General features: G+C 62.5%; 29 protein-coding genes and 1 riboswitch. Of the genes, 20 read left to right on the top strand and 9 right to left on the bottom strand.

Annotation, left to right across the window (positions count from 1 at the left end; translation table 11 throughout):
• Window positions 1-47 precede the first annotated feature (47 nt).
• Together FAA86_RS06780 and FAA86_RS06775 are read left to right on the top strand one after the other, a co-directional pair.
• Complete coding sequence (locus FAA86_RS06780) at window positions 48-704, top strand: outer membrane lipoprotein carrier protein LolA (RefSeq protein ID WP_377344234.1); 657 nt, start codon at window positions 48-50, stop codon at window positions 702-704.
• Between the two features lie 115 nt (window positions 705-819).
• Window positions 820-1,626 (top strand): exodeoxyribonuclease III, encoded by an 807-nt coding sequence (locus FAA86_RS06775; protein ID WP_136539228.1) that lies wholly within the window; start codon window positions 820-822, stop codon window positions 1,624-1,626.
• Window positions 1,627-1,648: 22 nt separating this feature from the next.
• Here the strand turns inward: FAA86_RS06775 and FAA86_RS06770 are convergent, their stop codons facing one another.
• On the bottom strand, window positions 1,649-2,104 hold the full coding sequence (locus FAA86_RS06770) for a cyclic nucleotide-binding domain-containing protein (RefSeq protein WP_136539226.1): 456 nt from the start codon (window positions 2,102-2,104) through the stop codon (window positions 1,649-1,651).
• A 118-nt stretch (window positions 2,105-2,222) separates the two neighbouring features.
• The gene (locus tag FAA86_RS06765; RefSeq protein ID WP_102021136.1) at window positions 2,223-2,906 is read right to left on the bottom strand and encodes a response regulator transcription factor; all 684 of its coding nucleotides are present in this window, start codon (window positions 2,904-2,906) and stop codon (window positions 2,223-2,225) included.
• A 167-nt stretch (window positions 2,907-3,073) separates the two neighbouring features.
• Here FAA86_RS06765 and FAA86_RS06760 point away from each other — a divergent pair, with 167 nt between their 5' ends.
• From FAA86_RS06760 to FAA86_RS06745, 4 genes are all read left to right on the top strand, one after another.
• Window positions 3,074-3,589: a L,D-transpeptidase family protein gene (locus FAA86_RS06760; protein ID WP_210309885.1), complete on the top strand. Its 516-nt coding sequence runs from the start codon at window positions 3,074-3,076 to the stop codon at window positions 3,587-3,589.
• A gap of 145 nt (window positions 3,590-3,734) precedes the next feature.
• A complete protein-coding gene (locus FAA86_RS06755) occupies window positions 3,735-4,565 on the top strand; it encodes an aldo/keto reductase (protein WP_136539222.1) in 831 nt (276 codons plus the stop codon).
• Between the two features lie 184 nt (window positions 4,566-4,749).
• Window positions 4,750-5,547: a basic amino acid ABC transporter substrate-binding protein gene (locus FAA86_RS06750; protein WP_136539220.1), complete on the top strand. Its 798-nt coding sequence runs from the start codon at window positions 4,750-4,752 to the stop codon at window positions 5,545-5,547.
• 37 nt (window positions 5,548-5,584) lie between these two features.
• A complete protein-coding gene (locus tag FAA86_RS06745) occupies window positions 5,585-6,394 on the top strand; it encodes an amino acid ABC transporter permease (protein ID WP_136539218.1) in 810 nt (269 codons plus the stop codon).
• Window positions 6,395-6,403: 9 nt separating this feature from the next.
• Here FAA86_RS06745 and ppk2 read toward each other — a convergent pair whose 3' ends face one another.
• Entirely contained in the window at window positions 6,404-7,297 is an 894-nt protein-coding gene (ppk2, locus tag FAA86_RS06740; RefSeq protein WP_136539216.1) for a polyphosphate kinase 2, read from the bottom strand.
• 332 nt (window positions 7,298-7,629) lie between these two features.
• Here ppk2 and leuC point away from each other — a divergent pair, with 332 nt between their 5' ends.
• Window positions 7,630-9,039, top strand: coding sequence for a 3-isopropylmalate dehydratase large subunit (gene leuC / locus FAA86_RS06735; protein ID WP_113377836.1), 1,410 nt, complete (start codon window positions 7,630-7,632; stop codon window positions 9,037-9,039).
• A 181-nt stretch (window positions 9,040-9,220) separates the two neighbouring features.
• Entirely contained in the window at window positions 9,221-10,051 is an 831-nt protein-coding gene (locus FAA86_RS06730; protein WP_136539214.1) for a DMT family transporter, read from the top strand.
• Between the two features lie 81 nt (window positions 10,052-10,132).
• On the opposite strand, the gene rplS is transcribed toward FAA86_RS06730, so the two are convergent.
• The gene (gene rplS / locus FAA86_RS06725) at window positions 10,133-10,669 is read right to left on the bottom strand and encodes a 50S ribosomal protein L19 (RefSeq protein ID WP_136539212.1); all 537 of its coding nucleotides are present in this window, start codon (window positions 10,667-10,669) and stop codon (window positions 10,133-10,135) included.
• Between the two features lie 276 nt (window positions 10,670-10,945).
• Between rplS and FAA86_RS06720 the strand changes: the two genes are divergently transcribed.
• Window positions 10,946-11,692 (top strand): sulfite exporter TauE/SafE family protein, encoded by a 747-nt coding sequence (locus FAA86_RS06720; RefSeq protein WP_136539210.1) that lies wholly within the window; start codon window positions 10,946-10,948, stop codon window positions 11,690-11,692.
• Here FAA86_RS06720 and trmD read toward each other — a convergent pair.
• From trmD to ffh, 5 genes are all read right to left on the bottom strand, one after another.
• A complete protein-coding gene (gene trmD / locus FAA86_RS06715; protein WP_136539208.1) occupies window positions 11,674-12,366 on the bottom strand; it encodes a tRNA (guanosine(37)-N1)-methyltransferase TrmD in 693 nt (230 codons plus the stop codon). The two genes, FAA86_RS06720 and trmD, sit on opposite strands and share 19 nt — an antisense overlap.
• A gap of 6 nt (window positions 12,367-12,372) precedes the next feature.
• Window positions 12,373-12,951, bottom strand: coding sequence for a ribosome maturation factor RimM (gene rimM, locus FAA86_RS06710; RefSeq protein ID WP_113459073.1), 579 nt, complete (start codon window positions 12,949-12,951; stop codon window positions 12,373-12,375).
• Between the two features lie 122 nt (window positions 12,952-13,073).
• Window positions 13,074-13,448, bottom strand: a complete 375-nt coding sequence (rpsP, locus tag FAA86_RS06705; protein ID WP_113459074.1) for a 30S ribosomal protein S16 — start codon at window positions 13,446-13,448, stop codon at window positions 13,074-13,076.
• A 66-nt stretch (window positions 13,449-13,514) separates the two neighbouring features.
• On the bottom strand, window positions 13,515-13,835 hold the full coding sequence (locus tag FAA86_RS06700; RefSeq protein ID WP_113377843.1) for a chorismate mutase: 321 nt from the start codon (window positions 13,833-13,835) through the stop codon (window positions 13,515-13,517).
• 10 nt (window positions 13,836-13,845) lie between these two features.
• The gene (ffh, locus tag FAA86_RS06695; protein WP_136539206.1) at window positions 13,846-15,417 is read right to left on the bottom strand and encodes a signal recognition particle protein; all 1,572 of its coding nucleotides are present in this window, start codon (window positions 15,415-15,417) and stop codon (window positions 13,846-13,848) included.
• Window positions 15,418-15,725: 308 nt separating this feature from the next.
• Here ffh and FAA86_RS06690 point away from each other — a divergent pair, with 308 nt between their 5' ends.
• From FAA86_RS06690 to FAA86_RS06640, 11 genes are all read left to right on the top strand, one after another.
• Entirely contained in the window at window positions 15,726-16,811 is a 1,086-nt protein-coding gene (locus tag FAA86_RS06690; RefSeq protein WP_136539204.1) for an MBL fold metallo-hydrolase, read from the top strand.
• Window positions 16,812-16,858: 47 nt separating this feature from the next.
• A riboswitch (TPP riboswitch) is annotated at window positions 16,859-16,979 on the top strand.
• 91 nt (window positions 16,980-17,070) lie between these two features.
• Window positions 17,071-18,909, top strand: a complete 1,839-nt coding sequence (thiC, locus tag FAA86_RS06685; RefSeq protein WP_136539202.1) for a phosphomethylpyrimidine synthase ThiC — start codon at window positions 17,071-17,073, stop codon at window positions 18,907-18,909.
• Window positions 18,906-19,889 (top strand): glycine oxidase ThiO, encoded by a 984-nt coding sequence (gene thiO / locus FAA86_RS06680; protein ID WP_136539200.1) that lies wholly within the window; start codon window positions 18,906-18,908, stop codon window positions 19,887-19,889. Before thiC ends, thiO begins: the two co-directional genes overlap by 4 nt.
• Window positions 19,886-20,083, top strand: a complete 198-nt coding sequence (gene thiS / locus FAA86_RS06675; RefSeq protein ID WP_120278427.1) for a sulfur carrier protein ThiS — start codon at window positions 19,886-19,888, stop codon at window positions 20,081-20,083. Before thiO ends, thiS begins: the two co-directional genes overlap by 4 nt.
• A gap of 1 nt (window position 20,084) precedes the next feature.
• Window positions 20,085-20,861, top strand: a complete 777-nt coding sequence (locus FAA86_RS06670; RefSeq protein WP_136539198.1) for a thiazole synthase — start codon at window positions 20,085-20,087, stop codon at window positions 20,859-20,861.
• Window positions 20,858-21,463: a thiamine phosphate synthase gene (locus FAA86_RS06665; protein WP_136539196.1), complete on the top strand. Its 606-nt coding sequence runs from the start codon at window positions 20,858-20,860 to the stop codon at window positions 21,461-21,463. The genes FAA86_RS06670 and FAA86_RS06665 overlap by 4 nt, the downstream gene beginning before the upstream one ends.
• Before the next feature lie 87 nt (window positions 21,464-21,550).
• Entirely contained in the window at window positions 21,551-22,459 is a 909-nt protein-coding gene (gene dapF, locus FAA86_RS06660) for a diaminopimelate epimerase (RefSeq protein ID WP_136539194.1), read from the top strand.
• The gene (gene mtaB, locus FAA86_RS06655; RefSeq protein WP_136539192.1) at window positions 22,456-23,748 is read left to right on the top strand and encodes a tRNA (N(6)-L-threonylcarbamoyladenosine(37)-C(2))-methylthiotransferase MtaB; all 1,293 of its coding nucleotides are present in this window, start codon (window positions 22,456-22,458) and stop codon (window positions 23,746-23,748) included. The genes dapF and mtaB overlap by 4 nt, the downstream gene beginning before the upstream one ends.
• A 19-nt stretch (window positions 23,749-23,767) precedes the next feature.
• Window positions 23,768-25,126 carry a signal recognition particle-docking protein FtsY gene (gene ftsY / locus FAA86_RS06650; RefSeq protein ID WP_136539694.1) on the top strand — a complete coding sequence of 453 codons (1,359 nt, stop codon included), beginning with the start codon at window positions 23,768-23,770 and terminating at the stop codon, window positions 25,124-25,126.
• Window positions 25,127-25,153: 27 nt separating this feature from the next.
• Window positions 25,154-25,795 (top strand): septation protein A, encoded by a 642-nt coding sequence (locus FAA86_RS06645; RefSeq protein WP_113459084.1) that lies wholly within the window; start codon window positions 25,154-25,156, stop codon window positions 25,793-25,795.
• Complete coding sequence (locus FAA86_RS06640; protein WP_136539190.1) at window positions 25,792-26,382, top strand: DUF2585 domain-containing protein; 591 nt, start codon at window positions 25,792-25,794, stop codon at window positions 26,380-26,382. Before FAA86_RS06645 ends, FAA86_RS06640 begins: the two co-directional genes overlap by 4 nt.

Raw genomic sequence — 26,382 nt, 5'->3', positions numbered from 1 at the left:
GCCGCCGCCTTTTTCGGCGAAAACATGAGCATATGAAGGAGTACCGCATGACCAACAAAACTGTAAGCGACGCCCGCATGCCAGTGGTGGCCAGCCGTCGCCAGTTCGTGCTGGGCACGGCAGCATTCATGGCTTGCGCCGCCCTGCCGTTCCCCGTCTTTGCCGCACCGACGGCAGCACAGCAGATCGCCGACCACTTCTCCAGCGTGAAGACGATGATGGGCGAGTTCGTCCAGTTCGGCCCGCGCGGCGAGCAGACGGGCGGCAAGTTCTTCATCGAGCGTCCGGGCAAGCTGCGCTTCAACTACGAGAAGCCCTCGCCGATGCGCGTCATTTCCGATGGCAAGAACGTGGTCATCGGCAATATGAAGCTGAAGACCTGGGACCTCTATCCCCTGAACAAGACGCCGCTCAGCCTGCTTCTCTCGGAGCGCATCGACCTCGGCAACCAGATGGTTCGTGACGTGAAGCAGGAAGCCGATCTAACCACCATCGTGCTTGGCGACCGCACCATCTTCGGCGACTCGACCATCACCTTGATGTTTGATCCGAAGACCTTTGAGTTGCGGCAGTGGACGATCACCGACATGCAAAAGAAGGACACCTCCGTGATGATCTTCAACGTGCAGAACGGTGTGAACCTGGATCCGAGCGTCTTCGAGATCCCCTATGCCGAAGTGCACGGCCAGAAGCGCGGCGGCTGATTTCAGGCACGCGAGTTGTGGAGAAGGCGGCAGACCGCAAAGGTCGAGCCGCCTTTTTCTGTTCATGGCCCGGCTAATCCCCTAAACACGCGGAGGAACCTGGAAAGCGGACGCCATGACACTCTCGATCTCCACCTGGAACATCAATTCGGTGCGCCTGCGCCTTCCGATCGTCGAGGACTTTCTGAAGCGGGCCAATCCGGACATCCTCTGCCTCCAGGAGATCAAGTGCCAGAACGACCAGTTCCCGGCCGACGCCATTGCCGCTTTGGGCTACGGTAACATCGTGATCCATGGCCAGAAGGGCTATCATGGCGTGGCGATCTGCTCGAAGCTGGCGCTGACCGAAGATCACCGGCAGGACTATTGCGGCGTCGGCGACAGCCGCCATATCTCGGCGATCTTCGAATGGGCCGGGCGCCGGATCCGCATCCATAACTTCTATGTTCCCGCCGGCGGCGACGAACCCAATCGGGACATCAACCCGAAATTCGGCCACAAGCTCGACTTCGTGGAAGAGATGAAGCGGCTCTCCGCCGAAGCGGAGCCGAACACTGCATCGATCCTCGTCGGCGACCTGAACATCGCACCGCTCGAGCATGATGTGTGGTCCCACAAACAGATGCTGAAGATCGTCAGCCACACGCCCGTCGAGACCGAAGGGCTGCTGGACGTCATGCGCCAGGGCAAATGGGTGGACCTGATGCGCCAGCAAGTGCCGGCCTCGGAGAAGCTCTACACCTGGTGGAGTTACCGCGCCAAGGATTGGGCCGCGGCCGACAGGGGTCGCCGCCTCGACCATATCTGGTCCTCGGCCGACCTGGCGCCGATGCTCAAGGGCATCGATGTCCTCAAGGAAGCCCGCGGCTGGACGCAGCCGTCCGACCACGTGCCCGTGACGGCACGCTTCGAGGCTGCATAGCAGGCGATATAAAGCTGGCTGTTCAGTTGAATCGGGGCGCGAGCGCTTCCGAGCCCTCGATCAGGGCGGCAAGCGACTGCTTGATGCGCCCCTCGACCTGTCGGGCCATCTGCGGATACTCTTCGAGAAGCCTGTGAAACAGCGTGCGCGTGATGCGGATGACGTCGACATCCTGGACGGCCACCGCCGTATATTTCCGCTCCACCATGGTCACGAGCGCGAGCTCTGACAGCATGATACCCTCGCCGACGCGGGCCTCGAGATGCGGCTTGCCGTCGCGGCCGATGATGTAGAGTTCGATCTCGCCGCGCGCGATGACATAGGCGCATTCGGCCGGAGCCTTTTCCCGGAAAAGCGCCTGTCCGGCCGCCACCTGTCGGTGTTCGGCCCCGAAGGCGATCAGGCGAAGCTGATCCATGTCGAGCCCGGAAAAGAGCGGCAGCTGCGCCAGGAGCTCGATATCATCGCTGAGTGCCATGGACTTTCCTCTGCGGATGCTTTGCAGATCTCATCCGACGTCACTGTCCATAACGCAAAACGGGGAGAGTGACGACCCGTTGCCGTCGCTCTCCCCGAGGGATTTGTTTGAGACGTCCTCAAGGAACGATCTTGTAGCCGCCGTTTTCGGTGACCAGGATCTCGGCATTCGACGGATCGCGTTCGATCTTCTGGCGGAGGCGATAGACATGGGTTTCCAGCGTGTGGGTCGTGACACCCGAATTGTAGCCCCAGACTTCCTCGAGCAGCACGTCGCGCGTCACCACCTTCTGGCCGGCGCGGTAGAGGTAGCGGATGATCGCCGATTCCTTTTCCGTCAGCCTGATCTTCTTGCCGTCATCGGTCGTCAGAAGCTTCTGGCTCGGCTTGAAGAGATAGGGGCCGACACCGAAGGTAGCATCCTCGCTCTGCTCGTACTGGCGCAACTGGGCGCGGATACGGGCAAGCAGGACGGCGAAGCGGAACGGCTTGGTGACATAGTCATTGGCGCCGGCTTCGAGGCCGAGGATCGTGTCGGAATCGGTGTCGTGTCCGGTGAGCATGATGACGGGCGACTTGAAGCCGCCCTTGCGCAGGAGCTTGACCGCCTCGCGACCGTCCATGTCCGGCAGACCGACATCCATGATCATCAGGTCGACCTGGGCGGTCTTCGCCGTCTGCATGGCACGGGTGGCGTTGCTTTCCTGAAGCAGCGAAAACTCTTCATAGAGCGAAAGCTGCTCGACCAGGATCTGCCTCAGATCATCGTCGTCATCTACAAGCAGAATGGTCCGCGTCGTCATCCGTCATCCTTCCAGAATGGTCCATCGGCGAAGGCCTTGCTGCCCTCTTGCACGGCATGTAAGTCGTTGTTGCAGCAGTTTAAGAGCCCAGAGTACAACAATAATCACGAACAAGGCAAAAAGTCGTGACCAAGAGACCGAAAGCTTCCCCGCAGGCTCGAAAGACTTTGTCACGAATCCTGGTACGTGCAGCACCCCGGGATCAGCGACGCGCCATACTGCAGGCAGGCCATCTCACCATTCCGGCGGCACTCGGACGCAGCGGCCGAACGAGCCGCAAGCGCGAAGGCGATGGTGCAACACCGATCGCCACCATGCCGCTCCTTCACGCCTACCGAAGGACAGACCGCCTGATCCCTCCGCCAAGCCTGCTGCCGCTTCGCCCGACGCGCAGTGACATGCTGTGGTGTGACGCAAGTGCGGATCCCAACTACAACAGGCCCGTTCGTGCACCGTTCAGGCCAAGTCATGAGCGGCTGAAGCGGGAGGATGAACTCTATGACATCTGCGTGGTGATGGACTGGAACATCCGCATGCGAAAACGCGGCTGCGGTTCCGCCATCTTCTTCCATATCGCAAGACCCGGCTTCACTCCGACGGAAGGCTGTGTCGCCATCAGCAGCCGGGACATGTGCCGCCTTCTTCCGCACCTTGATCGAAAGACCGTGCTTCAGGTTCTCTGACATCTTCTTCAGCCAAATTGGATGCCGCACCTCTTTCATCACCGCAAGATCGGCCTAGGTAGGGAGTGCGGCCGGCAAACCTGCCCGGCATCCGCCCCCATTCTTCGCAAGTTTTGCGCCGACTATTCCGACCTGGAGATTTCCCATGACTGATCAATTGTTCATCACCCTGAACGACGGTGCCCGCATTCCGCAGGTGGGCCTTGGCGTATGGCAGACGCCCAACGACGAAGCCGCACCTGCGGTGAAGGCCGCCCTCGATGCGGGCTATCGCCATGTCGATACTGCCGCCGTTTATGAAAACGAGGAAGGCGTCGGCGAAGGCATTCGCCAGTCCGGTCTCTCCCGTTCCGACATTTTCCTGACCACCAAGCTCTGGAACAACGACCAGGGTTACGAGCAGACACTGAAAGCCTTCGAGGCCAGCCTGAAGCGGCTCGGCACCGACTATGTCGACCTTTACCTCATTCACTGGCCGTCGGCGCATCGCGGGCTCTTCGTCGATACCTGGAAGGCTCTGGTGAAGCTGAAGGAAGAAGGCCGTGCAAAATCGATCGGCGTGTCGAATTTCTATCCCGAGCACATCGAAAAGATCGTTGCGGAAACCGGTGTGACGCCCGTCATCAACCAGATCGAACTGCATCCGGATTTCCAGCAGCGCGGAACCCGCGCCTTCCACGAAAAGCACAAGATCGCGACGCAGTCCTGGAGCCCGCTCGGTCAGGGTAAGCTGCTCGGCCATCCCGTGATCGCCGAGATCGCGCAAACGCTCGGCCGCACGCCGGCTCAGGTGATCATCCGCTGGCACATCGACAACGGTCTGGTGGTGATCCCGAAATCCGTCACGCCGTCGCGCATCGTCGAGAACTTCAAGGTGTTCGACTTCCAGCTCTCGCCCGAGGACCTGCAGAAGCTGAAGGGCCTCGACGACGCCGGCGCACGCATCGGCCCGGACCCGAAGACGGCAAGCTTCTGATTCACGTGTGACATTCAGGTCTTGATCGGGAGCAGCGTTCGATGAGAACGCGGCTCCTGGCCTTTCCGGGGCAGGCAAGGGTAGGCGCGGGAGGATGCTGATGTCCACGTTTGCGAAAAGCACGGTCCTTGCAATCCCGGAACAAGATGTGACACTGTGCGCTGCCACAATTCGGGAGATTTCCATGCTGTTTCGCCGCGCTGTCCTCGCCGGTCTCTCCGCTCTTGCGCTTTTGCCGATCGCATCCCACGCCAATGACCTGCCGGATCTCGGCGGCAAGACCGTGGTAGTCGTGACCGAAAACGCTTACCCGCCGCTGCAATTCGTCGACCCCAAGTCGGGTGAACAGATCGGCTGGGAATATGACGCGATGAACGAGATCGCCAAGCGTCTGAACTTCAAGGTCGAGTACCAGAACACCTCCTGGGACGCGATGATCCAGGCCGTGTCGGACGGTCAGTTCAACATCGGCATGACCGGCATCACCATCAAGGAAGACCGCAAGGAAAAGGTCGACTTCTCCGAGCCCTACATGCGCTCGGAACAGTTCATGCTGGTCCGAGGCGACGAAAGCCGCTTCACCGACGGCAAGAGCTTCGGCGAATTCAAGGATGGTCTGGTCGGCGCACAGCCGGGCACCACGCCTTTCTACACGGCCGTCTATGAGATCCTCGACGGCAACGAGCATAACCCGCGCATCAAGCTGTTCGAGACCTTTGGCGCGACCGTCCAGGCGCTCAAGACCGGCGATGTCGATGTCGTCCTGACCGACGGCACGGCCGGCAAAGGTTATGTCGATGCCTCGAATGGCGGCCTGAAGCTGATCGGCGGCCCGCTGGGCTCGGAAGACTTCGGCTTCATCTTTACCAAGGGCTCCGACCTTGTAGCTCCGGTCAACGCGGCGATTGCCTCGATGAAGGCTGACGGCACGATCGACGCGCTGAACAAGAAGTGGTTCCTCGACTACAAGATGGGCGAATGAGCCATCTTGAAACCTGCGACCTGAAGGCGGGTGACTGATGGCGTTCCAGACCCTGCCGCAGGGTGACCAGAAGGGCGATCGGCCGTGGTGGCTGATCGCCTTCGTCGTGATGGCGCTGACCCTCGGAGTCGTCATCTTCGTCAGTGATCTCTACACGCAAGTCTTCAACACCGTGGTTAAAGGGCTCGGTGTCACGGTTTTCGTGACGCTGATCGGCTTCCTGCTGGCCACCGCACTTGGCCTGCTGATTGCGTTGCTCGGCATGTCGGACCACATGGTCCTGCGGCAGGTGGCCCGTTTCTACGTGGAGGTTGTGCGGGGCATCCCGATCCTGGTGCTGCTGTTCTACATCGCCTTTGTCGGCGCGCCCGCCTTTGTCGCGCTCTATAATCTCGTGACCGCGCCGCTGATCTCGATCGGCCTGACGGACGAGATGGTCGTGCGCGACCTCTCCCTGATGTGGCGGGCCATCATCGCCCTGATGATCGGCTATTCGGCCTTCATCGCGGAGATCTTCCGCGCCGGCATCCAGTCGATCGACAAGGGGCAGATCGAGGCGGCGAAAGCCTTAGGACTCAGCCGTGCGCAGCGGTTCCGCCTGGTGGTCTTCCCCCAGGCCATTCGCGTGATCTTCCCGCCGCTCTCGAACGACTTCGTCGCGATGGTGAAGGACTCGTCCCTCGTCTCGGTGCTCGGCGTTGCCGACATCACCCAGATGGGCAAGGTCTACGCCTCCGGCTCATTCCGCTTCTTCGAGACCTATTCGATTGTCGCCTATGTCTATCTGATCCTGACGATCGGCCTGTCCATCATGCTGCGCGGCTTCGAAAAGCGCATGCGCGACTGATCCATCCGGTCAGTAGCGCTCCGGCACATACATGTCCGCCGGCACGGGATGGCGGATGTAATCGGCATTGCGCACCCGTGCGGGCAGCTCGATCGCCTCCTTCGGAACATGCTCGTACGGCACCTGCGACAGGAGATGGGCGATCATGTTGAGACGCGCCTTCTTCTTGTCGACCGCCTGGACGACCCACCAGGGGGCTTCCGGAATATGCGTGCGCTCCAGCATCTCTTCCTTGGCGCGCGTATAGTCTTCCCAGTGAACCCGGCTTTCCAGATCCATTGGTGAGAGCTTCCACTGTTTCAGCGGATCATTGATGCGCATCTGGAAGCGGAATTCCTGCTCCTCGTCGGTGATCGAGAACCAGTATTTGACGAGGATGATGCCGGAGCGCACCAACATGCGCTCAAATTCGGGCACGGAGCGGAAGAACTCTTCGAGTTCGTCCGGCGTGCAGAAGCCCATGACCCGCTCGACGCCGGCGCGGTTATACCAGGAGCGGTCGAAAAGGACCATTTCGCCCGCCGTCGGCAGATGCTGCACATAGCGCTGGAAGTACCACTGGCTGCGCTCGCGCTCGGTCGGTGCCGGCAAAGCGACGACCCGGCAGACGCGCGGGTTGAGCCGCTGGGTGACCCGCTTGATCGCCCCACCCTTGCCGGCCGAGTCGCGGCCTTCGAACAGCACCACCATCTTCAGCTTCTTGTACTGCACCCAGTCCTGCAGGCGCACCAGCTCGTGCTGCAGCCGGAAAAGCTCGCGGAAATAGATCTTCCGGTCGATGGTCGGCTCCGCCATGCCGTCTGCTACCAGTTGGTCGAGGCGTTCCTCGTCGATCTGTTGCTCCAGTTCCTCGTCGAAGCTGTCGAGGATTTCGGTCTTGATGCGATGGATGTCTTCGTTCATGGCGCGGGTTCCGGCGGGGCGAGCGTTTACTGACGAAGATCAAGCATGCTTGCACGACTGCTTCATGACAGACCGATGTCAGAGGCCGTGCGAAGCAATTGCCGACATCTGCGAAAACTGGTATGACGCCGCCCATGGGATCGAAATTCGGATGCCTCGCGAACCAGTTTATCGTGCTGCAGGACCACAAGCGTCTGCCGGCACGCTTTTTCGCGCGCGTTCAGGGGGCCCTGGCGAGCCTTCGCGGCTGATCGCCTTTGGCCGACAATCCGGCCCTTCTGCATCCTCGAAGATCCAAATCCCTTTTTCCTCAGTCTGGATGGAATTTACCCATGAGCGCACCTCGCACCCTTTACGACAAGATCTGGGACGACCACGTCGTCGATCGCCAGGACGACGGCACCTGTCTCCTCTACATCGACCGTCACCTCGTTCACGAAGTGACGAGCCCGCAGGCCTTCGAGGGTCTGCGCATGGCCGGCCGCAAGGTCCGCGCGCCGCAGAAGACGCTGGCCGTTGTTGACCACAACGTGCCGACCTCGCCGGACCGCCACCTCGGCATCAAGAACGAGGAAAGCCGCATCCAGGTCGAGGCGCTGGCCAACAACGCCGCCGAATTCGGCGTCGAATACTACTCCGCTTCCGACAAGCGCCAGGGCATCGTGCATATCGTCGGCCCGGAACAGGGCTTCACCCTGCCCGGCATGACCATCGTTTGCGGTGACAGCCACACCTCGACGCATGGCGCCTTCGGCGCTCTCGCCCACGGCATCGGCACGTCCGAGGTCGAGCACGTGCTCGCGACCCAGACGCTGATCCAGAAGAAGGCGAAGAACATGCTGGTGCGCGTCGACGGGAAACTGCCCGAAGGCGTGACGGCGAAGGACATCATCCTCGCCATCATCGGCGAGATCGGCACTGCCGGCGGCACCGGCCATGTCATCGAATTCGCCGGCGAAGCGATCGAATCGCTATCGATGGAAGGCCGCATGACCATCTGCAACATGACGATCGAAGGCGGCGCCCGCGCGGGCCTGATCGCGCCGGATGAGAAGACCTTCGAATACATCAAGGACAAGCCGCGTGCGCCCAAGGGTGAAGCGCTCGAGCAGGCGATTGCCTACTGGAAGACGCTGAAGTCCGACGAAGGCGCGCATTTCGACCGCGTCGTCGTGCTCGACGCCGCGAACCTGCCGCCGATCGTGTCCTGGGGCTCTTCGCCGGAAGACGTCGTCTCGGTCCAGGGCATCGTGCCCAATCCTGACGACATCCAGGACGAGACGAAGCGCGCTTCCAAGTGGCGTGCGCTCGACTATATGGGTCTGAAGCCGGGCACGAAGATCACCGACATCGCAATCGACCGCGTCTTCATCGGCTCCTGCACCAATGGCCGCATCGAAGACCTGCGCGCCGTCGCGAAGGTCGTCGAAGGCAAGAAGGTCGCGTCCACCGTTTCCGCCATGATCGTTCCGGGCTCCGGCCTTGTGAAGGAACAGGCGGAAGCCGAAGGTCTCGACAAGATCTTCAAGGAAGCCGGCTTCGACTGGCGCGAGCCGGGCTGCTCGATGTGCCTGGCGATGAACGATGACCGCCTGAAGCCGGGCGAGCGTTGCGCCTCGACCTCGAACCGCAACTTCGAAGGCCGTCAGGGCTTCAAGGGCCGCACGCATCTTGTGTCGCCTGCCATGGCCGCGGCAGCAGCCGTTGCCGGCCACTTCGTGGATATCCGCGACTTCCACTAAGCGCGACAACTGAGCTTATCTCTGCCGCCCGCTCCCAAAGCGGGCGGTATCTTTTTATGCCACCCCGTTGCAAAGACAGGTGAAGCCGCTATCGTCGCGCTGTCACAAAACTGTCACATACCGCCCGCGGGTCTCCCATGAACATCAGAGAATTTCTCCTCATGCACCGCAAGGCGCGGTCGTGAGTGCCGTCGCCGTTGGGCTGGCGCTCGTGGCAGCGATCCTCCATGCCAGCTGGAATGCCTTCCTACGAACGGGGGCCGACCGGCTCTGGTCGATCACCGTGATGAGCCTGACCGGCAGCATCATCACGCTTCCCCTGCTCTTCCTCGTTCCCGTTCCCGGTGCGGCCGCCTGGCCCTACATCCTGCTCTCGTCGGGCCTGCAGGTCGGCTACAGCCTGTTCCTGGTCGCAGCCTATCGGCAGGGTCAACTCGGCCAGGTCTACCCGATCGTGCGCGGCACGGTGCCTTTGCTGGTGACGCTGGGCGGCTTCCTCTTCTTCGGGGAGGTCTTGGGGCCGTGGCAGACGCTGGGCGTGCTGCTGATTGCGACAGGCATCATGAGCTTGTCGCTCGGCAAGACCCGTGCGGCGACATCGTCGATCCTCTTTGCCCTGACGACCGGTCTCATCATCGCCTGCTATTCGACGGTGGACTCGCGCGGAGTGAAGCTCGTCGAGCTCCCGGTCGCCTATGCGCTCTGGGTGCTATTTCTCTTCGGCATCATGATCACCTTCGCCTTTGGGGTTACGCGCAGAGGTCTTGCTATTGACCTGCAGTCACCGCTCACCTGGAAGGCTGCCGGTGGCGGCGTGGTCGCCATGCTCGCCTATGGGCTGGTGGTCGTGGCCTATGCCTATGCGCCGGCGGGCCTGGTCACGGCAGTGCGCGAAACCAGCGTGGTCTTCGCCGTACTCATCGGTGCGCTGATGCTGGGCGAGCCGCTGACCGTCCGGCGACTTCTCGCCTGCGTGGTCGTCGCGGGCGGGGCGATCAGCGTCAGCCTCTGATCTGCCAAGCAGTTGCTGAACGCCTCAACGAAAAAAGGCTCCGGAAACCGGAGCCTTTGATCAATGCAAAATCGTGTCTGCTTATTCGGCAGAAGCGTTGCCAGCGGCAGCGGCTTCAGCAGCAGCGGCCTTTTCAGCGGCCTCGGCTGCAGCCTTTTCAGCGGCCAGAGCCTGTGCTGCTGCAACCTTTTCGGCTTCCAGACGTGCCTTTTCCTCGGCAACAGCGGCGCGCTCGGCGTCGTTGAGCTTGCGGGCGCGGGTGCCGGTGTTTTCGACGATACGAGCCGACTTACCGCGACGGTCGCGCAGGTAGTAGAGCTTGGCGCGACGGACCTTACCGCGGCGGACGATTTCGACGCTTTCGACGAGCGGCGAGTAGACCGGGAATACGCGCTCGACGCCTTCGCCGTAGGAGATCTTGCGAACGGTGAAGCTCTCGTTGATGCCAGCGCCCGAACGAGCGATGCAAACGCCTTCATAGGCCTGTACGCGGGTACGGTTGCCTTCCTTGACGGTCACGTTGACGCGGAGCGTGTCGCCCGGGGAGAATTCCGGAAGCTTGCGCTTGGCTTCGATCTTGGCGGCCTGTTCGGCTTCCAGCTGCTGAATGATGTTCATGTCTAACCTCGGTTCTTCTGAAACAGCCAGAGCGCTCAACGATGATCCCTTGGTCCGAAGCCTTGGGATTTTGACCCTGACGGGCCGGAGCGAATTCGCAGTTCTTTGTTGTGGCAGACGGGCAAAACGCCCATTTCCGAGGGGGCCATTACACCAAGACGGCAGACTTGTCACCCCATCAGAGGCAAATTTTGCGTCTGCTTGAGACGCCGGACGCCTTGCTGCGTCGGATATCGCACCGTAAGACTTCGCCTCGACATTCGGGAGGAGTGACGCATGACCATCGCAATGATTTTTCTGCTTTTTGCATCCGGCTTTCTTTCGGGAGCGGTGAATGCCATTGCGGGCGGTGGGACGTTCCTGACCTTCGGCGCCCTGACACTCGCAGGGCTTCCCCCGATCAGCGCCAACGCAACCTCCTCCGTCACGCAGTTTCCCGGTTACATCACCTCCACGCTGGCCTACCGCACGGAGCTGAAGGAGATGAAGCGCGGCGCGATCGTGCTCGGCATCGTTTCGGCCGTCGGAGCCGTTGGCGGTTCGCTCTTCCTCATCTCGCTGTCGAACCCGGCCTTCCGCTCCATGGTCCCGTGGCTTCTGCTGGGCGCAACGGCGATTTTTGCCGCCGGTCCGAAGCTGAGGCCCAAGGCCAAGGGCGAGAGCCATCCGGCGAGCCCGCTTGGTCTGGCGATGCAGGCCGTCACGTCCTTCTATGGCGGCTTCTTCGGCGCCGGCATGGGCATCATGATGCTCGCCTCGCTGGGCCTTGCGAGCGGTGGCGATTATCACCGGCTGAACGCGCTGAAGAACTTCCTGTCGATCGTCATCGCCGCCGTCGCCATCGTGATCTTCGCAAGCGCCGGTGCACTCTCCTGGCTGCATGCGGTGATCATGATCCCGGCCGTGGCGATCGGCGGTTATGCAGGCGTCGCAATGGCCAAGAAGGTGCCGCAGAACGTGCTGCGCTGGATGGTCGTGGCGGCCGGACTGGGCCTCGCCGCCTATTATTTCTTCACCGGCTGATCCCGCAGCAGGTCCGGACGGCGCTCGCGGGTCAGCGAAACAGCCTGCTCGTGGCGCCACTTTTCGATTGCCGCGTGATTGCCGGAGGTGAGGACGGCGGGGATCTCCTGCCCCTCGAAGACCTGCGGGCGGGTGTATTGCGGGTGTTCGAGAAGCCCGCCTTCGAAGCTTTCATGCACGCCGGAGAGTTGATTTCCCATGACGCCCGGCAGGATCCGCACGACCGCGTCGAGCAAGGTCAGCGCCGCCGGCTCGCCGCCGGAGAGAATATAGTCACCGATGGAGACTTCCTCGAGCTCACGGCCATCGATCACCCGCTGGTCGACGCCTTCGAAGCGGCCGCACACAATCACTACCCCCTCGCCGGCAGCCAGTTCCCTGACGCGCTCCTGGGTCAGCGGGCGGCCGCGAGGGCTCATCAGGAGGCGCGGCCTTCCATCGTCGGCTATGGAATCGATTGCACGTGCGAGCACATCCGGCCGCAACACCATGCCGGCACCACCCCCAGATGGCGTATCGTCGACGCTGCGGTGCTTGTCCTCAGCGAAGTCGCGGATCTGAACGGCCTCCAGATCCCAATCGCCCCGTTCGAGCGCACGCCCGGCCAGCGCCAGGCCAAGATGTCCTGGGAACATGTCGGGATAGAGTGTCAGAATGGACGCCTTGAAGGCCATGGGTTCTCAGCGACCGTTGTTCGGCCGGGGCTTTCCGCCGGCATTGCCATAGGGCTTCTCTTCCCCGTCATCCTTCAGTCCGGCAGCGATCGGATCAACGAGCAGACGGCCGCCTTCGAGGTCGATTTCGAGGACAGCAGCTTCGGAGAAGGGGATGAGCACGGGGCGCTTGCCCGGACCCTTGAGCTCCAAGAGGTCACCCGCGCCGAAATCATAGACGGCGGTGACGGCGCCATAGTGATTGTTCTCGGCGTCATAGACCTCGAGGCCTTCGAGGTCGGCATAGTAGAATTCGTCTTCGTCGAGATCGTCATCCGGCAGCGCGTCGCGGTCGACGAAAAGCTCGGTCCCGTTCAGGGCTTCGGCGGCATTGCGATCATTGATGCCACGGAAGCGGACGATGGCGACCGTCTTGCCGTCGCGGATCTCCAGGATCTCGAACTTGCGGCCGTCGGCTGCATACAGGAACCCGTAGTCGCCGAGACCCAGCGGATCCTCGGTAAAGGTCTTGACCCGCACCTCGCCCCGCAGCCCCTGGGCTGCACCGATCACGGCCATCAGTATCGGGTTTTCAAGCTTGCTCATGGGTCGGAACTATCCTGCACATGCATGGTTCGGCTTTCCTTTTAGGCGGAAGCGGCCGGAAAGAAAACGCAAAAACGGGCGGTGGGGTGACCCACCGCCCGCTGGAAACGGCTAAATGCCGATTATTCTGCGGCTGCTTCCGAAGCGGCGGCAGCAGCGTCGGCGGCCTTCTGAGCCTTCTCGGCAGCGCGCTCCTGAGCCTTTTTGCCCGGCTTTGCCTTGTCCGGGTTGCTGCGAGCAGCGCGCTCGGCAATGCCGGCTTCTGCCATGAAGCGCAGAACGCGGTCGGTCGGCTGGGCGCCCTTGGCAACCCAGGCCTTGATGGCGTCTACGTCAAGCTCGACGCGCTTTTCGTTGTCCTTGCCGAGCATCGGGTTCCAGGAACCGACGCGATCGAGGAAACGGCCGTCACGCGGCGAACGGGCGTCGGCAACGACGATCTGGTAGTACGGGCGCTTCTTGGAACCACCGCGGGCGAGACGAATCTTGAGGGACATGTGATACTCCTTGAGGTTTTTCAGTCCGGGCCGCCGCAGCGGACCCTGTTCTTGTTGAGGCCGCCGTCAGGCGGTCTTTTCGGTGACACCGCCATGTTCGGCGGCAATGGCTTCATGATGCCGGATGACTTCCTTGATGATGAAGTTCAGGAACTTCTCGGCGAAATCCGGATCCAGATTGGCATCCTGGGCCAGACGGCGCAGGCGGGAAATCTGGTATTCCTCGCGCGCCGGATCGGCGGGCGGCAATTCGTGGGTGGCCTTCAGCACGCCGACTGCCTTGGTGCAGCGGAAGCGTTCCGCCAGCATGTGGACCAGCGCCGCGTCGATGTTATCGATCGACTGGCGATAGCCGGACAGCTGTTCCTTGACGGACGGATCAATCATCGGCGCCCCCTCACTTCTTCTTCGGCAGGCCGGGAAGGTCCGGGAAACCACCGCCGCCCAGGCCGGGAAGCTTCGGTCCACCAAGGCCCGGCAGACCGCCGCCACCGAGACCGGGCAGGCCGCCCGGCTTGATACCGGCGGCTTCCGCCTGCTTGGCGAGCGCTTCGAGCTGCTTCGGATCCATCTTCGACAGGTCAGGCATGCCCATGCCGCCACCCATGCCGCCGAGACCCATCTTGGAAGCCAGACCACCCATCATCTGCTTCATCATGCCGCCGCCCTTCTTGCCGCCCATGGCCTTCATCATGTCGGCCATCTGGCGATGCATTTTCAGGAGCTTGTTGATGTCGGAAGCATCCGTGCCGGAGCCGGCAGCAATGCGCTTCTTGCGGGAATGCTTCAGGATATCGGGATTGGCGCGCTCGGCGCGGGTCATCGAGGAGATGATCGCGAGCTGTCGCTTGAAGACCTTGTCGTCGAGGCCGGCGGCGGAAATCTTGTCCTTCATGCCGGCCATGCCCGGCATCATGCCCATGATCCCGCCCATGCCGCCCATGGCCTGCATCTGCTTGATCTGCTCGGCGAGGTCGTTGAGGTCGAACTTGCCCTTGGCCATCTTCTCGGCCATGGCGCGGGCTTTTTCGGCGTCGATGTTTTCGGCGGCCTTCTCGACCAGCGAGACGATGTCGCCCATGCCGAGGATACGGTCGGCGATACGGCGGGGATGGAACTCGTCGAGCTCCGTCATCTTCTCGCCGACACCGATCAGCTTGATCGGCTTGCCGGTGACGGCACGCATCGAGAGCGCGGCACCGCCACGTCCATCGCCGTCCATGCGGGTCAGAACGAGGCCGGTGATGCCGACGCGTTCGTCGAAATTGCGCGCGAGATTGACGGCGTCCTGACCGGTCAGCGAGTCGGCGACGAGCAGGATTTCATGCGGCTTGGCGCGAGACTTGATCTCGGCCATCTCGATCATCAGCGGCTCGTCGATATGCGTGCGGCCGGCGGTGTCGAGGATGACCACGTCATGACCGCCGAGCTTCGCCGCCTGCACAGCGCGCGATGCAATATCGGTGGGCGACTGGCCGGCGATGATCGGCAGGGTGTCGATGCCGGTCTGCACGCCGAGCTGGCGAAGCTGTTCCTGGGCGGCCGGTCGACGCGTGTCGAGGGAGGCCATCAGGACCTTCTTCTTCTCGCGATCCGTCAGGCGCTTGGCGATCTTGCCGGTGGTGGTCGTCTTACCCGAACCCTGCAGACCGACCATCATGATGACGACGGGAGCGGCGGCGTTGAGATCGATGGAGACGCCCTCGGTGCCGAGCATCTCGACCAGCTCGTCATGGACGATCTTGACGACCATCTGCCCGGGCTTGATCGACTTCAGAACGGCGGCGCCGACAGCCTTTTCGCGGACCTTGTCAGTGAAGGCACGAACGACTTCGAGCGCAACGTCGGCTTCGAGAAGGGCACGACGGACCTCGCGCAGAGCAGCCGAGACATCCGCCTCGGACAGTGCGCCACGGCCGGTCAGTCCATTCAGAATGGATCCAAGTCGGTCCTGGAGGTTCTCAAACATCGGCTCTTCCTTGCATGGTTCGGGGAGACCCAAACCTCGGTCTTCTCTGGCCGGAAAACAAGACTCAAAGCCAAAAACCACCCGAGGGCGCAACGCGCTGTCGGGTGTTGACCTCCGGGATCTCTTTATACCTTTTCGGGTCCCGGTCGGCGGCTCGGAGTTCTCGTCTCTTCGCAGATTGCGGCGGATAAACAGGAAAACCGCCGAGAAGTCAAGCGAAGCGGCGATTTTCCGGGCGCTTGCCCATGCGCGGCGATCCGCGGGCTGCCTATTGTCGTAGAACCGGCAAAACCACATATGGGTAAGCCATGAACAGACGCAGCTTTCTCAAATGGTCAGGCTTCGGTGTCGTTGCCGCCGCAATCGGAGGTCTCGGCATGCGCGAAGCGCAGGCGGGCAATCGCTATTACTCGGGTCCGATTTCGGACCATTTCGACGGGAAGGTGTTCTTCAACCCGGGCGGCGAAGAGCCCCGCGGCTTCACCGACCTCCTGCGCTGGCAGCTCGGCGGCGGCAAGATCGACTGGCCAAAGGCCGTGGCTGCGGCCGATTTCGTCACGACCAGGCCGGAGCCGCGTGTCGAAGGGAGCCGACTGGTCGTCACCATGGTCGGCCATGCGACGCTTCTCATCCAGACGGCGGGGCTGAACATCCTGACCGATCCGGTCTGGTCGGAACGGGCAAGCCCCGTCTCCTTTGCCGGGCCGAAGCGCAACAATCCGCCGGGTGTCGCTTTCGACGATCTGCCGAAGATCGACATCGTGATCGTCACGCACAGTCACTACGACCATCTGGACATCGCGACCCTGAAGCGGCTCATCGAGCGCGACAGTCCGCGCCTCGTCACGCCGCTCGGCAACGACACAATCATCCGCAGCGACGTGCCTCGGTTGAAGGCTGACGTCATGGACTGGGGCGACCGGCTCAAGATCGGCAACGACGTCATCATCCATTGCGAGCCCTGCCACCACTGGTCGGCGCGCGGCATGGGCGACCGCCGGATGGCGCTCTGGGCGGCCTTCGTTCTGGAGACACCGGGCGGCAAGATCTACCATATCGGTGACACCGGCTATGCCGAGGGCAAGCATTATCGCGAGCTCAAGGCCAAGCACGGCGACATCAGGCTCGCCATCATGCCGATCGGCGCCTACGAGCCGCGCTGGTTCATGAAGGCGCAGCACCAGAACCCGGAAGAGGCGATCGAAGGCTTCCGCTTGAGCGGTGCATCCTTCGGCATCGGCCACCATTTCGGCACCTTCCAGCTGACCAATGAAGGCATCGACGATCCGCCAAAGGCGCTGGTTACGGCCATGTCGGCAGCGGGTATCGGCAACGACCGCTTCAAGGGATTGCGACCGGGCCAGCAGTTCGAGGTGCCGCGCGCCGGCGCCTGAATGTTGCCTCCCGCGTTGACAGCGGGACCGCTTTTGACCACACTTCACGCATTCACCAGGGGTGTCCCGACAAGGGGCTGAGATATCGCTACGCCGAAATGGCAGCGCGGTGACCCGTTGAACCTGATCCAGTTCATACTGGCGTAGGGACGGTGCGAGCGCTGCTAAACGACGATTCGAAAACCCGAATCTCGTGGCGTCTTTCCATCATTCCGGCTGACATGACTGGGTCTCCAACCTGAACACTTGGAGCTCCACGATGAACATTGCCCCTAACTTCTCAAAGCCCGACGTCACCACCGGGCCGCTTCCCGCCTCGACCAAGATCTTCTTGGCAGGCGACATGCACCCGGATATCCGCGTGCCCCTGCGCCAGATCGCGCTGCACCCGACCTCCGGCGAACCACCTGTGAATGTCTATGACGCGTCGGGTCCCTATACCGACCCGCAGGCGACCATCGCCATCGATCAGGGGCTTGCCCGGCACCGGACAGCCTGGGTTAAGGCACGCGGCGATGTCGAGGCATATGACGGCCGCGCGGTCAAACCCGAGGACAACGGCTTCGTCTCCTCCGACAAGCTGACGCCGATGTTTCCCGTGAATCATCAGCCGCTTCGCGCAACGGGCGGCAAGGCCGTGACGCAGCTTGCCTATGCCCGCGCCGGCATCATCACGCCGGAAATGGAATATGTGGCAATCCGCGAAAACCTCGGCCGCAAGGCCGTGAAGGAAGCGCTCGTCCGGGACGGCGAAAGCTTCGGCGCGGCGATCCCCGATCACGTGACGCCGGAATTCGTCCGCCAGGAGATCGCCCAGGGACGGGCGATCATCCCCGCCAACATCAACCATCCGGAACTGGAGCCTGTCATCATCGGCCGGAATTTCCTGGTGAAGATCAACGCCAATATCGGCAATTCCGCCGTCACCTCTTCCATGGCCGAGGAAGTCGATAAGATGGTCTGGGCGATCCGCTGGGGCGCCGACACGGTCATGGATCTCTCGACCGGCCGCAACATTCACAACATCCGTGACTGGATCATCCGCAATTCGCCCGTGCCGATCGGCACCGTGCCGCTCTACCAGGCGCTGGAAAAGGTCGGCGGCATCGCCGAGGACCTGACCTGGGAGGTCTATCGCGACACGCTGATCGAGCAGGCCGAACAGGGCGTCGACTATTTCACCATCCATGCCGGGGTGCGGCTGGCTTACATCCCGCTCACCGTCAACCGCGTGACCGGCATCGTCTCGCGCGGCGGCTCGATCATGGCCAAGTGGTGTCTGCATCATCACAAGGAGAGTTTCCTCTACGAGCATTTCGAGGAAATCTGCGACATCTGCCGCGCTTACGACGTCTCCTTCTCGCTCGGCGATGGCTTGCGCCCCGGCTCGATTGCCGATGCCAATGATGCCGCCCAGTTTGCCGAACTGGAGACGCTGGGTGAGCTGACCAAGATTGCCTGGGACAAGGATTGCCAGGTGATGATCGAGGGCCCCGGCCATGTTCCCATGCACAAGATCAAGGAGAACATGGACAAGCAGCTGAAGACCTGCGGCGAGGCCCCCTTCTATACGCTGGGGCCGCTGACGACGGATATTGCACCCGGCTACGACCACATCACCTCCGGCATCGGGGCAGCGATGATCGGCTGGTTCGGCACGGCCATGCTTTGCTATGTCACGCCGAAGGAGCATCTGGGCCTGCCCGACCGCGACGACGTCAAGGTGGGTGTCATCACCTACAAGATCGCAGCGCACGCCGCCGATCTCGCCAAGGGGCATCCGGCAGCGCAGCTGCGCGACGATGCACTCAGCCGTGCCCGCTTCGAGTTCCGTTGGGAAGACCAGTTCAACCTGTCGCTCGACCCGGAAACCGCGCGCTCCATGCATGACGAAACGCTGCCGAAGGAGGCGCACAAGGTCGCGCATTTCTGCTCGATGTGCGGCCCGAAATTCTGCTCGATGCGCATCTCGCACGACATCCGCGCCGAGGCCCAGAAGGAGGGGCTGACCGCCATGGCGGAGAAATACCGGGCCGGCGGCGATCTCTACATGACGGCGGACGAGGTCGCGGCGCTCGAAACGGGAGCGCGGCCATGACCGTTCTCGTGAAGGGCGCCGGTGTCGCGGGGCTCGCGACGGCGCTGGAACTGGCACGCAGGGGTATCGCCGTCGAGGTCGTGGAGCGACGGGCCGATATCGGGCTTGGCGCCTCCCATTGGGCGGGCGGCATGCTCGCTCCCTATTGCGAGCGGGAGGCGGCCGAAGAGATCGTGCTGGCATCAGGCCTTTCCGCTGCCGACTGGTGGGACGAGGCCGTGCCCGGTCTCGTCCGACGCCAGGGAACGCTTGTGCTGGCCAATCCCCGCGATCTCGCCGACCTCAAGCGCTTTGCGACCCGCACGCGAGGCCATCGCTGGCTGGGCGAGGACGAGATCGCAGAGCTTGAGCCCGATCTCGCCGGGCGTTTCGCAACCGGACTCTTCTTCTCAGAAGAGGCGCATCTTGATCCTCGCAAGGCTCTTCGGGGTCTTTATCAGGCGGCCCGGCAGCTGGGTGTGTCCTTCCGTTTCGGGGAGGAGCCCGGCGATGCGGGAGACTATGTGAGCGTCGTAGATTGCCGGGGGCCGCAGGCGATCGGTGAGATCGAAGGACTGCGCGGCGTGCGCGGGGAGATGCTCTATCTGGAAACGGCTGAGGTCACCCTCTCCCGTCCCGTGCGGCTCCTGCACCCCCGCCACCCTCTCTACATCGTGCCGCGCGGCAACGGGCTGTTCATGCTGGGTGCGACCATGATCGAGGCTGAGGATGACGGGCCGATCACGGCGCGTTCGATGATGGAACTGCTGAATACCGCCTATGCGCTGCACCCGGCCTTTGCCGAGGCGCGCATCGTGGAAACCGGCACCGGCATCCGCCCGGCTTTCCCGGACAATGTGCCCCGCCTCGTCGAAACCGCCGAAGGCCTGGCCGTGGCCGGCATGCATCGCCACGGCTTTCTGCTAGCCCCGGCACTGGCGCGTGAGGCGGCGGACAGGCTGACGACCACGCACGCATCTGAGAGAAGGAGGAGCGCATGAAGCTCACGGTCAACGGAGAAGCCCTGGAGCTCGATGCAGGCAACCTCGCCGATTTGCTGGCAAAGCTCGACTACGAGGGCGACTGGCTGGCCACCGCCGTCAACGGCGACCTGGTCCACCGCGAAGAGCGCGCCGCCCATCCTTTGAAAGAAGGCGACCGGATCGAGATCCTTTCGCCCATGCAGGGAGGCTGAGATGACACTCGAACTCTACGGCAAGACCGTCTCCTCACGCCTCCTGCTCGGCACCGCACGCTACCCGTCGCCTGCGGTGCTCGCAGAGGCCGTGCGGCGATCGAAGACCGAGATCGCCACCGTCTCACTTCGCCGGGAGACCGCAGGCGGCAAGGCGGGTGGGGCCTTCTTCCAGCTGATCCGCGACCTCGGTGTGCACGTCCTGCCCAACACCGCCGGCTGCCACAGCGCCCGCGAGGCGGTGCTGACGGCAAAGATGGCGCGGGAGGTCTTCGGCACCACCTGGATCAAGCTCGAGGTGATCGGCCATCACGACACGCTGCAGCCTCACGTTTTCGAATTGGTGGAAGCGGCGAAGATCCTTAGTTCCGAGGGCTTCGAGGTCTTCCCCTATACGACAGACGATCTGGTGGTCGGGGAAAAGCTGCTCGCCGCCGGATGCCGGGTGTTGATGCCCTGGTGTGCGCCGATCGGCAGCGCCATGGGGCCGCAGAATCTGCCGGCACTCAAATCCATGCGGGCGGAATTTCAAGGCGTGCCGCTGATCGTCGATGCCGGCATCGGTCGTCCCTCCCACGCGACAGCGGTGATGGAACTCGGCTATGACGCCGTGCTGCTCAACACAGCCGTTGCCTCGGCCGGCGCTCCGGGTGATATGGCAGAGGCCTTTGCCAAGGCGATCGAGGCAGGACATGCCGCGTATCACGCCGGGATGCTGGAGCCGCGCGACATGGCCGTGCCATCCACCCCCGTCATCGGCAAAGGGGTCTTCGCATGAAGCTCGATCCCTTCTACCTCATCGTCGACAGTGCCGACTGGATCGAGCGGCTTGTGCCGCTGGGGGTCAAGCTGGTGCAGCTGCGGATGAAGGAAGCTGAGGAAAGTGTGCTTCGCCAGCACCTTCGCCGCGCCCGGCAATGCTGTGCCGACCATGGCTGCCAGTTGATCATCAACGACTTCTGGCAGATCGCCATCGACGAGGCCTGCGACTTCGTCCATCTCGGCCAGGAGGATCTGGCAACGGCAGACCTCGCGGCGATCCGCAGCGCGGGCCTGAAGCTCGGCCTCTCGACCCATGACGAGGCGGAACTCGAAACGGCGCTCGCCGCCAAACCTGACTATGTCGCCCTCGGCCCTGTCTATCCGACGATCCTGAAGAAGATGCCCTGGGCGCCGCAGGGCCTGGAACGGCTGACAGTGTGGAACGAAAAGATCGCCCCCCTGCCCTTGGTCGCGATTGGCGGTCTTCGACCCGACCGGCTTCCCGGTGTCTTTGCAGCAGGTGCCGACAGTGCGGCCGTCGTCACCGACATCACCTTGCATGCCGATCCCGAGGCGCGAACCCGGGAATGGCTTGATGTGACCGAGCGCTGGCGTTGACCAGGCATGCACGGTTTAAGCCGCTCCACTGGTAATTCGGCTGCATTTCCGCCATATAGACTGAAAATGCAGCTTTCTGGAGTGACGATGTCGGATCGGGTCGAATTCGCGAGGATGAACGGGCTTGGCAACAAGATCCTCGTCATTGACATGCGCGGTCGCACTGACCGGGTGACCCCGGCTGCCGCAGTCGCGCTTGCCGCCGATCCCGCCACCGCCTTCGACCAGATCATGGCGATCCATGATCCCAAGGTGGATGGTACGGACGCCTATATCGACATCCTGAACTGCGACGGCTCGAAGGCCCAGGCCTGCGGCAACGGCACCCGCTGCGTGGTGCAGGCACTCGCCAGCGAAACCGGTCGCAAGAGCTTCACCTTCCAGACCATCGCCGGCATCCTGAATGCCGTCGAACATCCGGATGGCACGATCTCCGTCGACATGGGCAAGCCGGTCTTTGCCTGGGACAAGATCCCGCTCTCGGAAGAATTCCACGATACCAGCCGCATCGAGCTGCAGATCGGCCCGATTGACGCGCCGATCCTGCATTCACCCTCGGCCATGTCTATGGGCAATCCCCATGCTGTGTTCTGGGTCGATCGCGATCCGATGACCTACGACCTGGAGCGCTTCGGACCACTGCTCGAAAACCATCCGATCTTCCCGGAAAAGGCCAATATCACCCTCGCCCACGTCACATCGAAAACAACCATGGTGACGCGCACTTGGGAACGTGGCGCTGGCCTGACGCTCGCCTGCGGCTCTGCCGCCTGTGCGGCCGGCGTTTCCGCTGCGCGTACCGGCCGCACCGAGCGCAAGGTGACCATCACGGTCGCCTCGAGCCCCAATCGCGGCACGCTCACCATCGACTGGCGCGCCGACGACAAGGTCGTCATGACCGGCCCTGCCGAATGGGAATGGTCCGGCACGGTTGATCCAGCCACCGGTGACTGGCAGCGTGACGAGAGCGGGCAGGCAGAGGCCGCCACCCCGTGACGCCTGAGCGAAAAGGCGCCGTCGAAGTCATCACCTTCGGCTGTCGCCTCAACACCTATGAATCCGAAGTCATGAAGGCCGAAGCCGCCAAGGCCGGCCTCGACAACGCGATCCTCGTCAACACCTGTGCGGTCACCTCGGAGGCCGTGCGCCAGGCAAGGCAGGCGATCCGCCGGGCACGCCGGGAAAACCCTGAGGCCCGCATCATCGTCACCGGCTGTGCTGCCCAGACAGAAGCGCAAAACTTCGCTGATATGCCAGAGGTCGACGCTGTCCTCGGCAACGAGGAAAAGCTGAAGGCCGAGCATTATCGCCGCCTGCCGGATTTCGGAGTCTCGGCGGAAGAAAAGATTGCCGTCAACGACATCATGAGCGTGACCGAGACGGCACCGCAGATGGTGGCGCATATCGACCGCCATGTGCGCGGTTTCCTCCAGGTGCAGAATGGCTGTGACCACCGTTGCACCTTCTGCATTATCCCCTATGGCCGCGGCAATTCGCGCTCCGTGCCGATGGGCGCCGTCGTCGAGCAGGCGCGCAAGCTCGTTGAGAACGGTTATCGCGAGGTGGTGCTGACCGGGGTGGATGCGACGAGTTATGGCGCGGACCTGCCCGGCAATCCGACGCTTGGCCTTCTCGCGAAGACGCTTCTGAAGCAGGTGCCGGAAATCCTGCGTCTGCGCCTCTCTTCGATCGACAGCATCGAGGCGGACAGCCATCTCTTCGACCTGATTGCAGACGAGCCGCGTTTCATGCCGCATCTGCATCTGTCGCTGCAGCATGGCGACGACATGATCCTGAAGCGCATGAAGCGCCGGCATTCCCGCGCCGATGCCATTGCCTTTGCCGAACAGGTCCAGCGCTTGCGCCCCGGCTTTGCCTTTGGTGCCGACATGATCGCCGGTTTTCCGACGGAGACCGAGGAGATGGCGGCAAACTCAGCGCGCCTGGCCGAGGAGATCGGCATCGCGCATTTGCATGTCTTTCCCTTCAGCCCCCGCCCCGGCACGCCGGCAGCCCGCATGCCGCAGCTCGACCGAGCGCTCGTCAAGGCACGCGCGGCGGACCTCCGCGCGGTGGCTGAAAGATTGCAGGCTATCCATCTAACCTCCCGTGTTGGGACCCGGCAGAAGCTGCAGGTCGAGCGCAACGAAATGGCGCATACGGAAGACTTCACCCTCGTTGCAGCGCCCGGCATGACACCCGGCAGCCTCATCGAGGTCTCGATTGGCGGCCATAACGGTCGCCATCTGACGATTGCATCGGCAGCGGCAAGCGCGGCTGCCTGACAGACGGAATAGAGTGACCATGGCCCTCGGCTTCATCAAGAAAGTCTTCACCTTCGGTAAGGAGAAGCCCGCAGAAGCGCCCGGTGCGCCGGCGGAGCTGACGGCCGAGGAAAAGGCTGCGATCTCGGCCGAAAGCGAGCCGAGGGGTCGCGACGAAGATTTGCCCGTCGCCGAGGACCCGGTTCTCGCCGAGGAAATGGAAACGGCAGGCGGGCCGGCGGATGACCTGTCGCCGGACGATCTCTCCATGGTGCCGCTCGAATTGCTCGAGGCGGAAGCCGAGGAAGAGGCTGAAGACGCTTCGGTTCAGGAAATCCCGGCGAGCGAAGCGGCACCAGAGGAAGAGCCAGCGGCCGTCACCGCGTCCGCAACCGAACCTGTTGTCCCAGTATTGCCCAAGGGTTTCGCCACCGCTGAGGCGCGTGCGCACGAACCCGAGGCGCCAGCGCCTGCCGAAAAGCTGAGCTGGTTCCAGCGCCTGAAAGCCGGCCTTTTCCGCACCTCCTCGCAGCTGACGGGCCAGATCTCCGCCCTTTTCTTGAAGCGCAAGCTGGATGACCAAACGCTGGAGGAACTGGAAGATCTGCTGATCCAGGCCGACCTCGGCGTCGAAACCGCGCTGCGCGTCACCGACACGCTGGCTTCCGAGCGCTATGGCAAGGATGTGACCGGCGAGGACGTCACCAAGATCATGGCGACCGAGATCGTCAAGGTGCTGAAGCCAGTGGCCAAGCCTCTCGCGCTCGATCTCAGCCACAAGCCGCATGTCATCCTGGTTGTCGGCGTCAACGGCACCGGCAAGACGACGACCATCGGCAAGCTCGCCGCCAAGCTTTCAGGCTCCGGCCTGAAGGTGATGCTCGCCGCCGGCGATACCTTCCGTGCAGCCGCCATCGAACAGCTGAAGATCTGGGCCGATCGCACCGGCTCGACCTTCATCGGCACCAAGCTCGGCGCCGACGCAGCCGGCCTCGCCTATGAAGCCTTCGAGCGCGCCAAGGCGGAAAAATCCGACGTGCTGATCATCGACACCGCCGGCCGACTGCAGAACAAGGCGGAACTGATGGCGGAACTGGAAAAGATCGTCCGCGTTCTCGGCAAGCTCGATCCGGATGCACCGCATACCGTGCTGCAGACACTCGATGCGACGACGGGCCAGAATGCCCTGCAGCAGGTCGAGATCTTCCGCAACGTCGCGGGCGTCAACGGCCTGATCATGACCAAACTCGACGGCACGGCGCGCGGCGGCATTCTGGTTGCCATCGCCGCCAAGCACAAGCTGCCCGTCTATTTCATCGGCGTCGGCGAAGGCATCGACGACCTCGAACCCTTCGAGGCAGAAGACTTCGCCAGCGCCATTGCCGGCATCGCGCGCTGAGCGCCGGAAACATTAGGGAACGACATCATGTCGGACACATCCACCGATACCCACGCGTCCAAGGCTGAAAAGCAGAATCCTCTGCTGAAGATGGCGCTCGAACTCGGACCGCTCTTGATCTTCTTCTTCGGCAACCTGCGCGGCGAATGGCTGGCCAAGACCTTTCCGGAGCTGACCGCGATCGGCGGACCGCTTTTGATCGCGACTGCCCTCTTCATGGTCGCCACGGTCATCTCTCTGATCATCTCCAAGATCGTCTTCAAGCACCTGCCGGTCATGCCTTTTGTGTCTGGCATCGTGGTCCTGGTCTTCGGCGGGTTGTCGATCTGGCTGCAGGACGAAACCTTCATCAAGATGAAGCCGACGATCGTCAATACGCTCTTTGGCGTCGTCCTGCTGGGTGGCCTCGCCTTCGGCACTTCGCTGCTGGGCTATGTCTTCAACGCCGCCTTCCAGCTCGACGCGGAAGGCTGGAAAAAGCTGACGCTCCGCTGGGGCATCTTCTTCCTCTTCCTCGCGGTGCTGAACGAGGTCGTCTGGCGCAATTTCTCCGATGACGTCTGGGTGAGCTTCAAGGTCTGGGGCACGATGCCGATCACCATCCTCTTCACGCTGGCCCAGATGCCGCTGATAATGAAGCATTCGCTGGAAGACAAGGAAGAGCAATGACCGAGACGACCAGCCAGAGCGGCGAGCATTCAACGACGCGTTTCTGGCTGGCGGTGACCTTCGTCATCATCCTGGTCCAGATCGTCTCCCAGTATCTGATGGGCCGCATCTGGATCTGCGAATGCGGCTACGTGAAGCTCTTCGAAGCGGGCGTGAACACGCCGGGCAATTCGCAGCACATCTTCGACTGGTACACGCCCTCGCACATCATCCATGGCTTCCTCTTCTATGGGCTCGGCTGGCTGGTGATGCGCAAGAAGCCGCTGACGGCAAAGCTTGCGCTCGCAGCCCTCATCGAAGCGGGCTGGGAAATCCTGGAAAACTCCCCGATCGTGATCGACCGCTACCGGAAGGCCACCATGGCAGTCGGCTATAGCGGCGACAGCATCCTCAATTCCGGGATGGACATGGTTTCGATGATTGCGGGCTTCTTCTTCGCAGCCCGCATGCCCGTCTGGCTGACCGTCGCAATCGCGATCGCTTTCGAGATCCTGACGGCTCTCATCATCCGGGACAACCTGACGCTCAACGTCATCATGCTCGTCTGGCCGATCGAGGCGGTGAAGACCTGGCAGGGAGCCCTCTGA

The sequence above is a fragment of the Rhizobium rosettiformans W3 genome, from assembly GCF_004912135.1.
Classification (GTDB): domain Bacteria; phylum Pseudomonadota; class Alphaproteobacteria; order Rhizobiales; family Rhizobiaceae; genus Allorhizobium; species Allorhizobium rosettiformans.
This window is presented reverse-complemented; position numbering and strand designations above follow the sequence as displayed.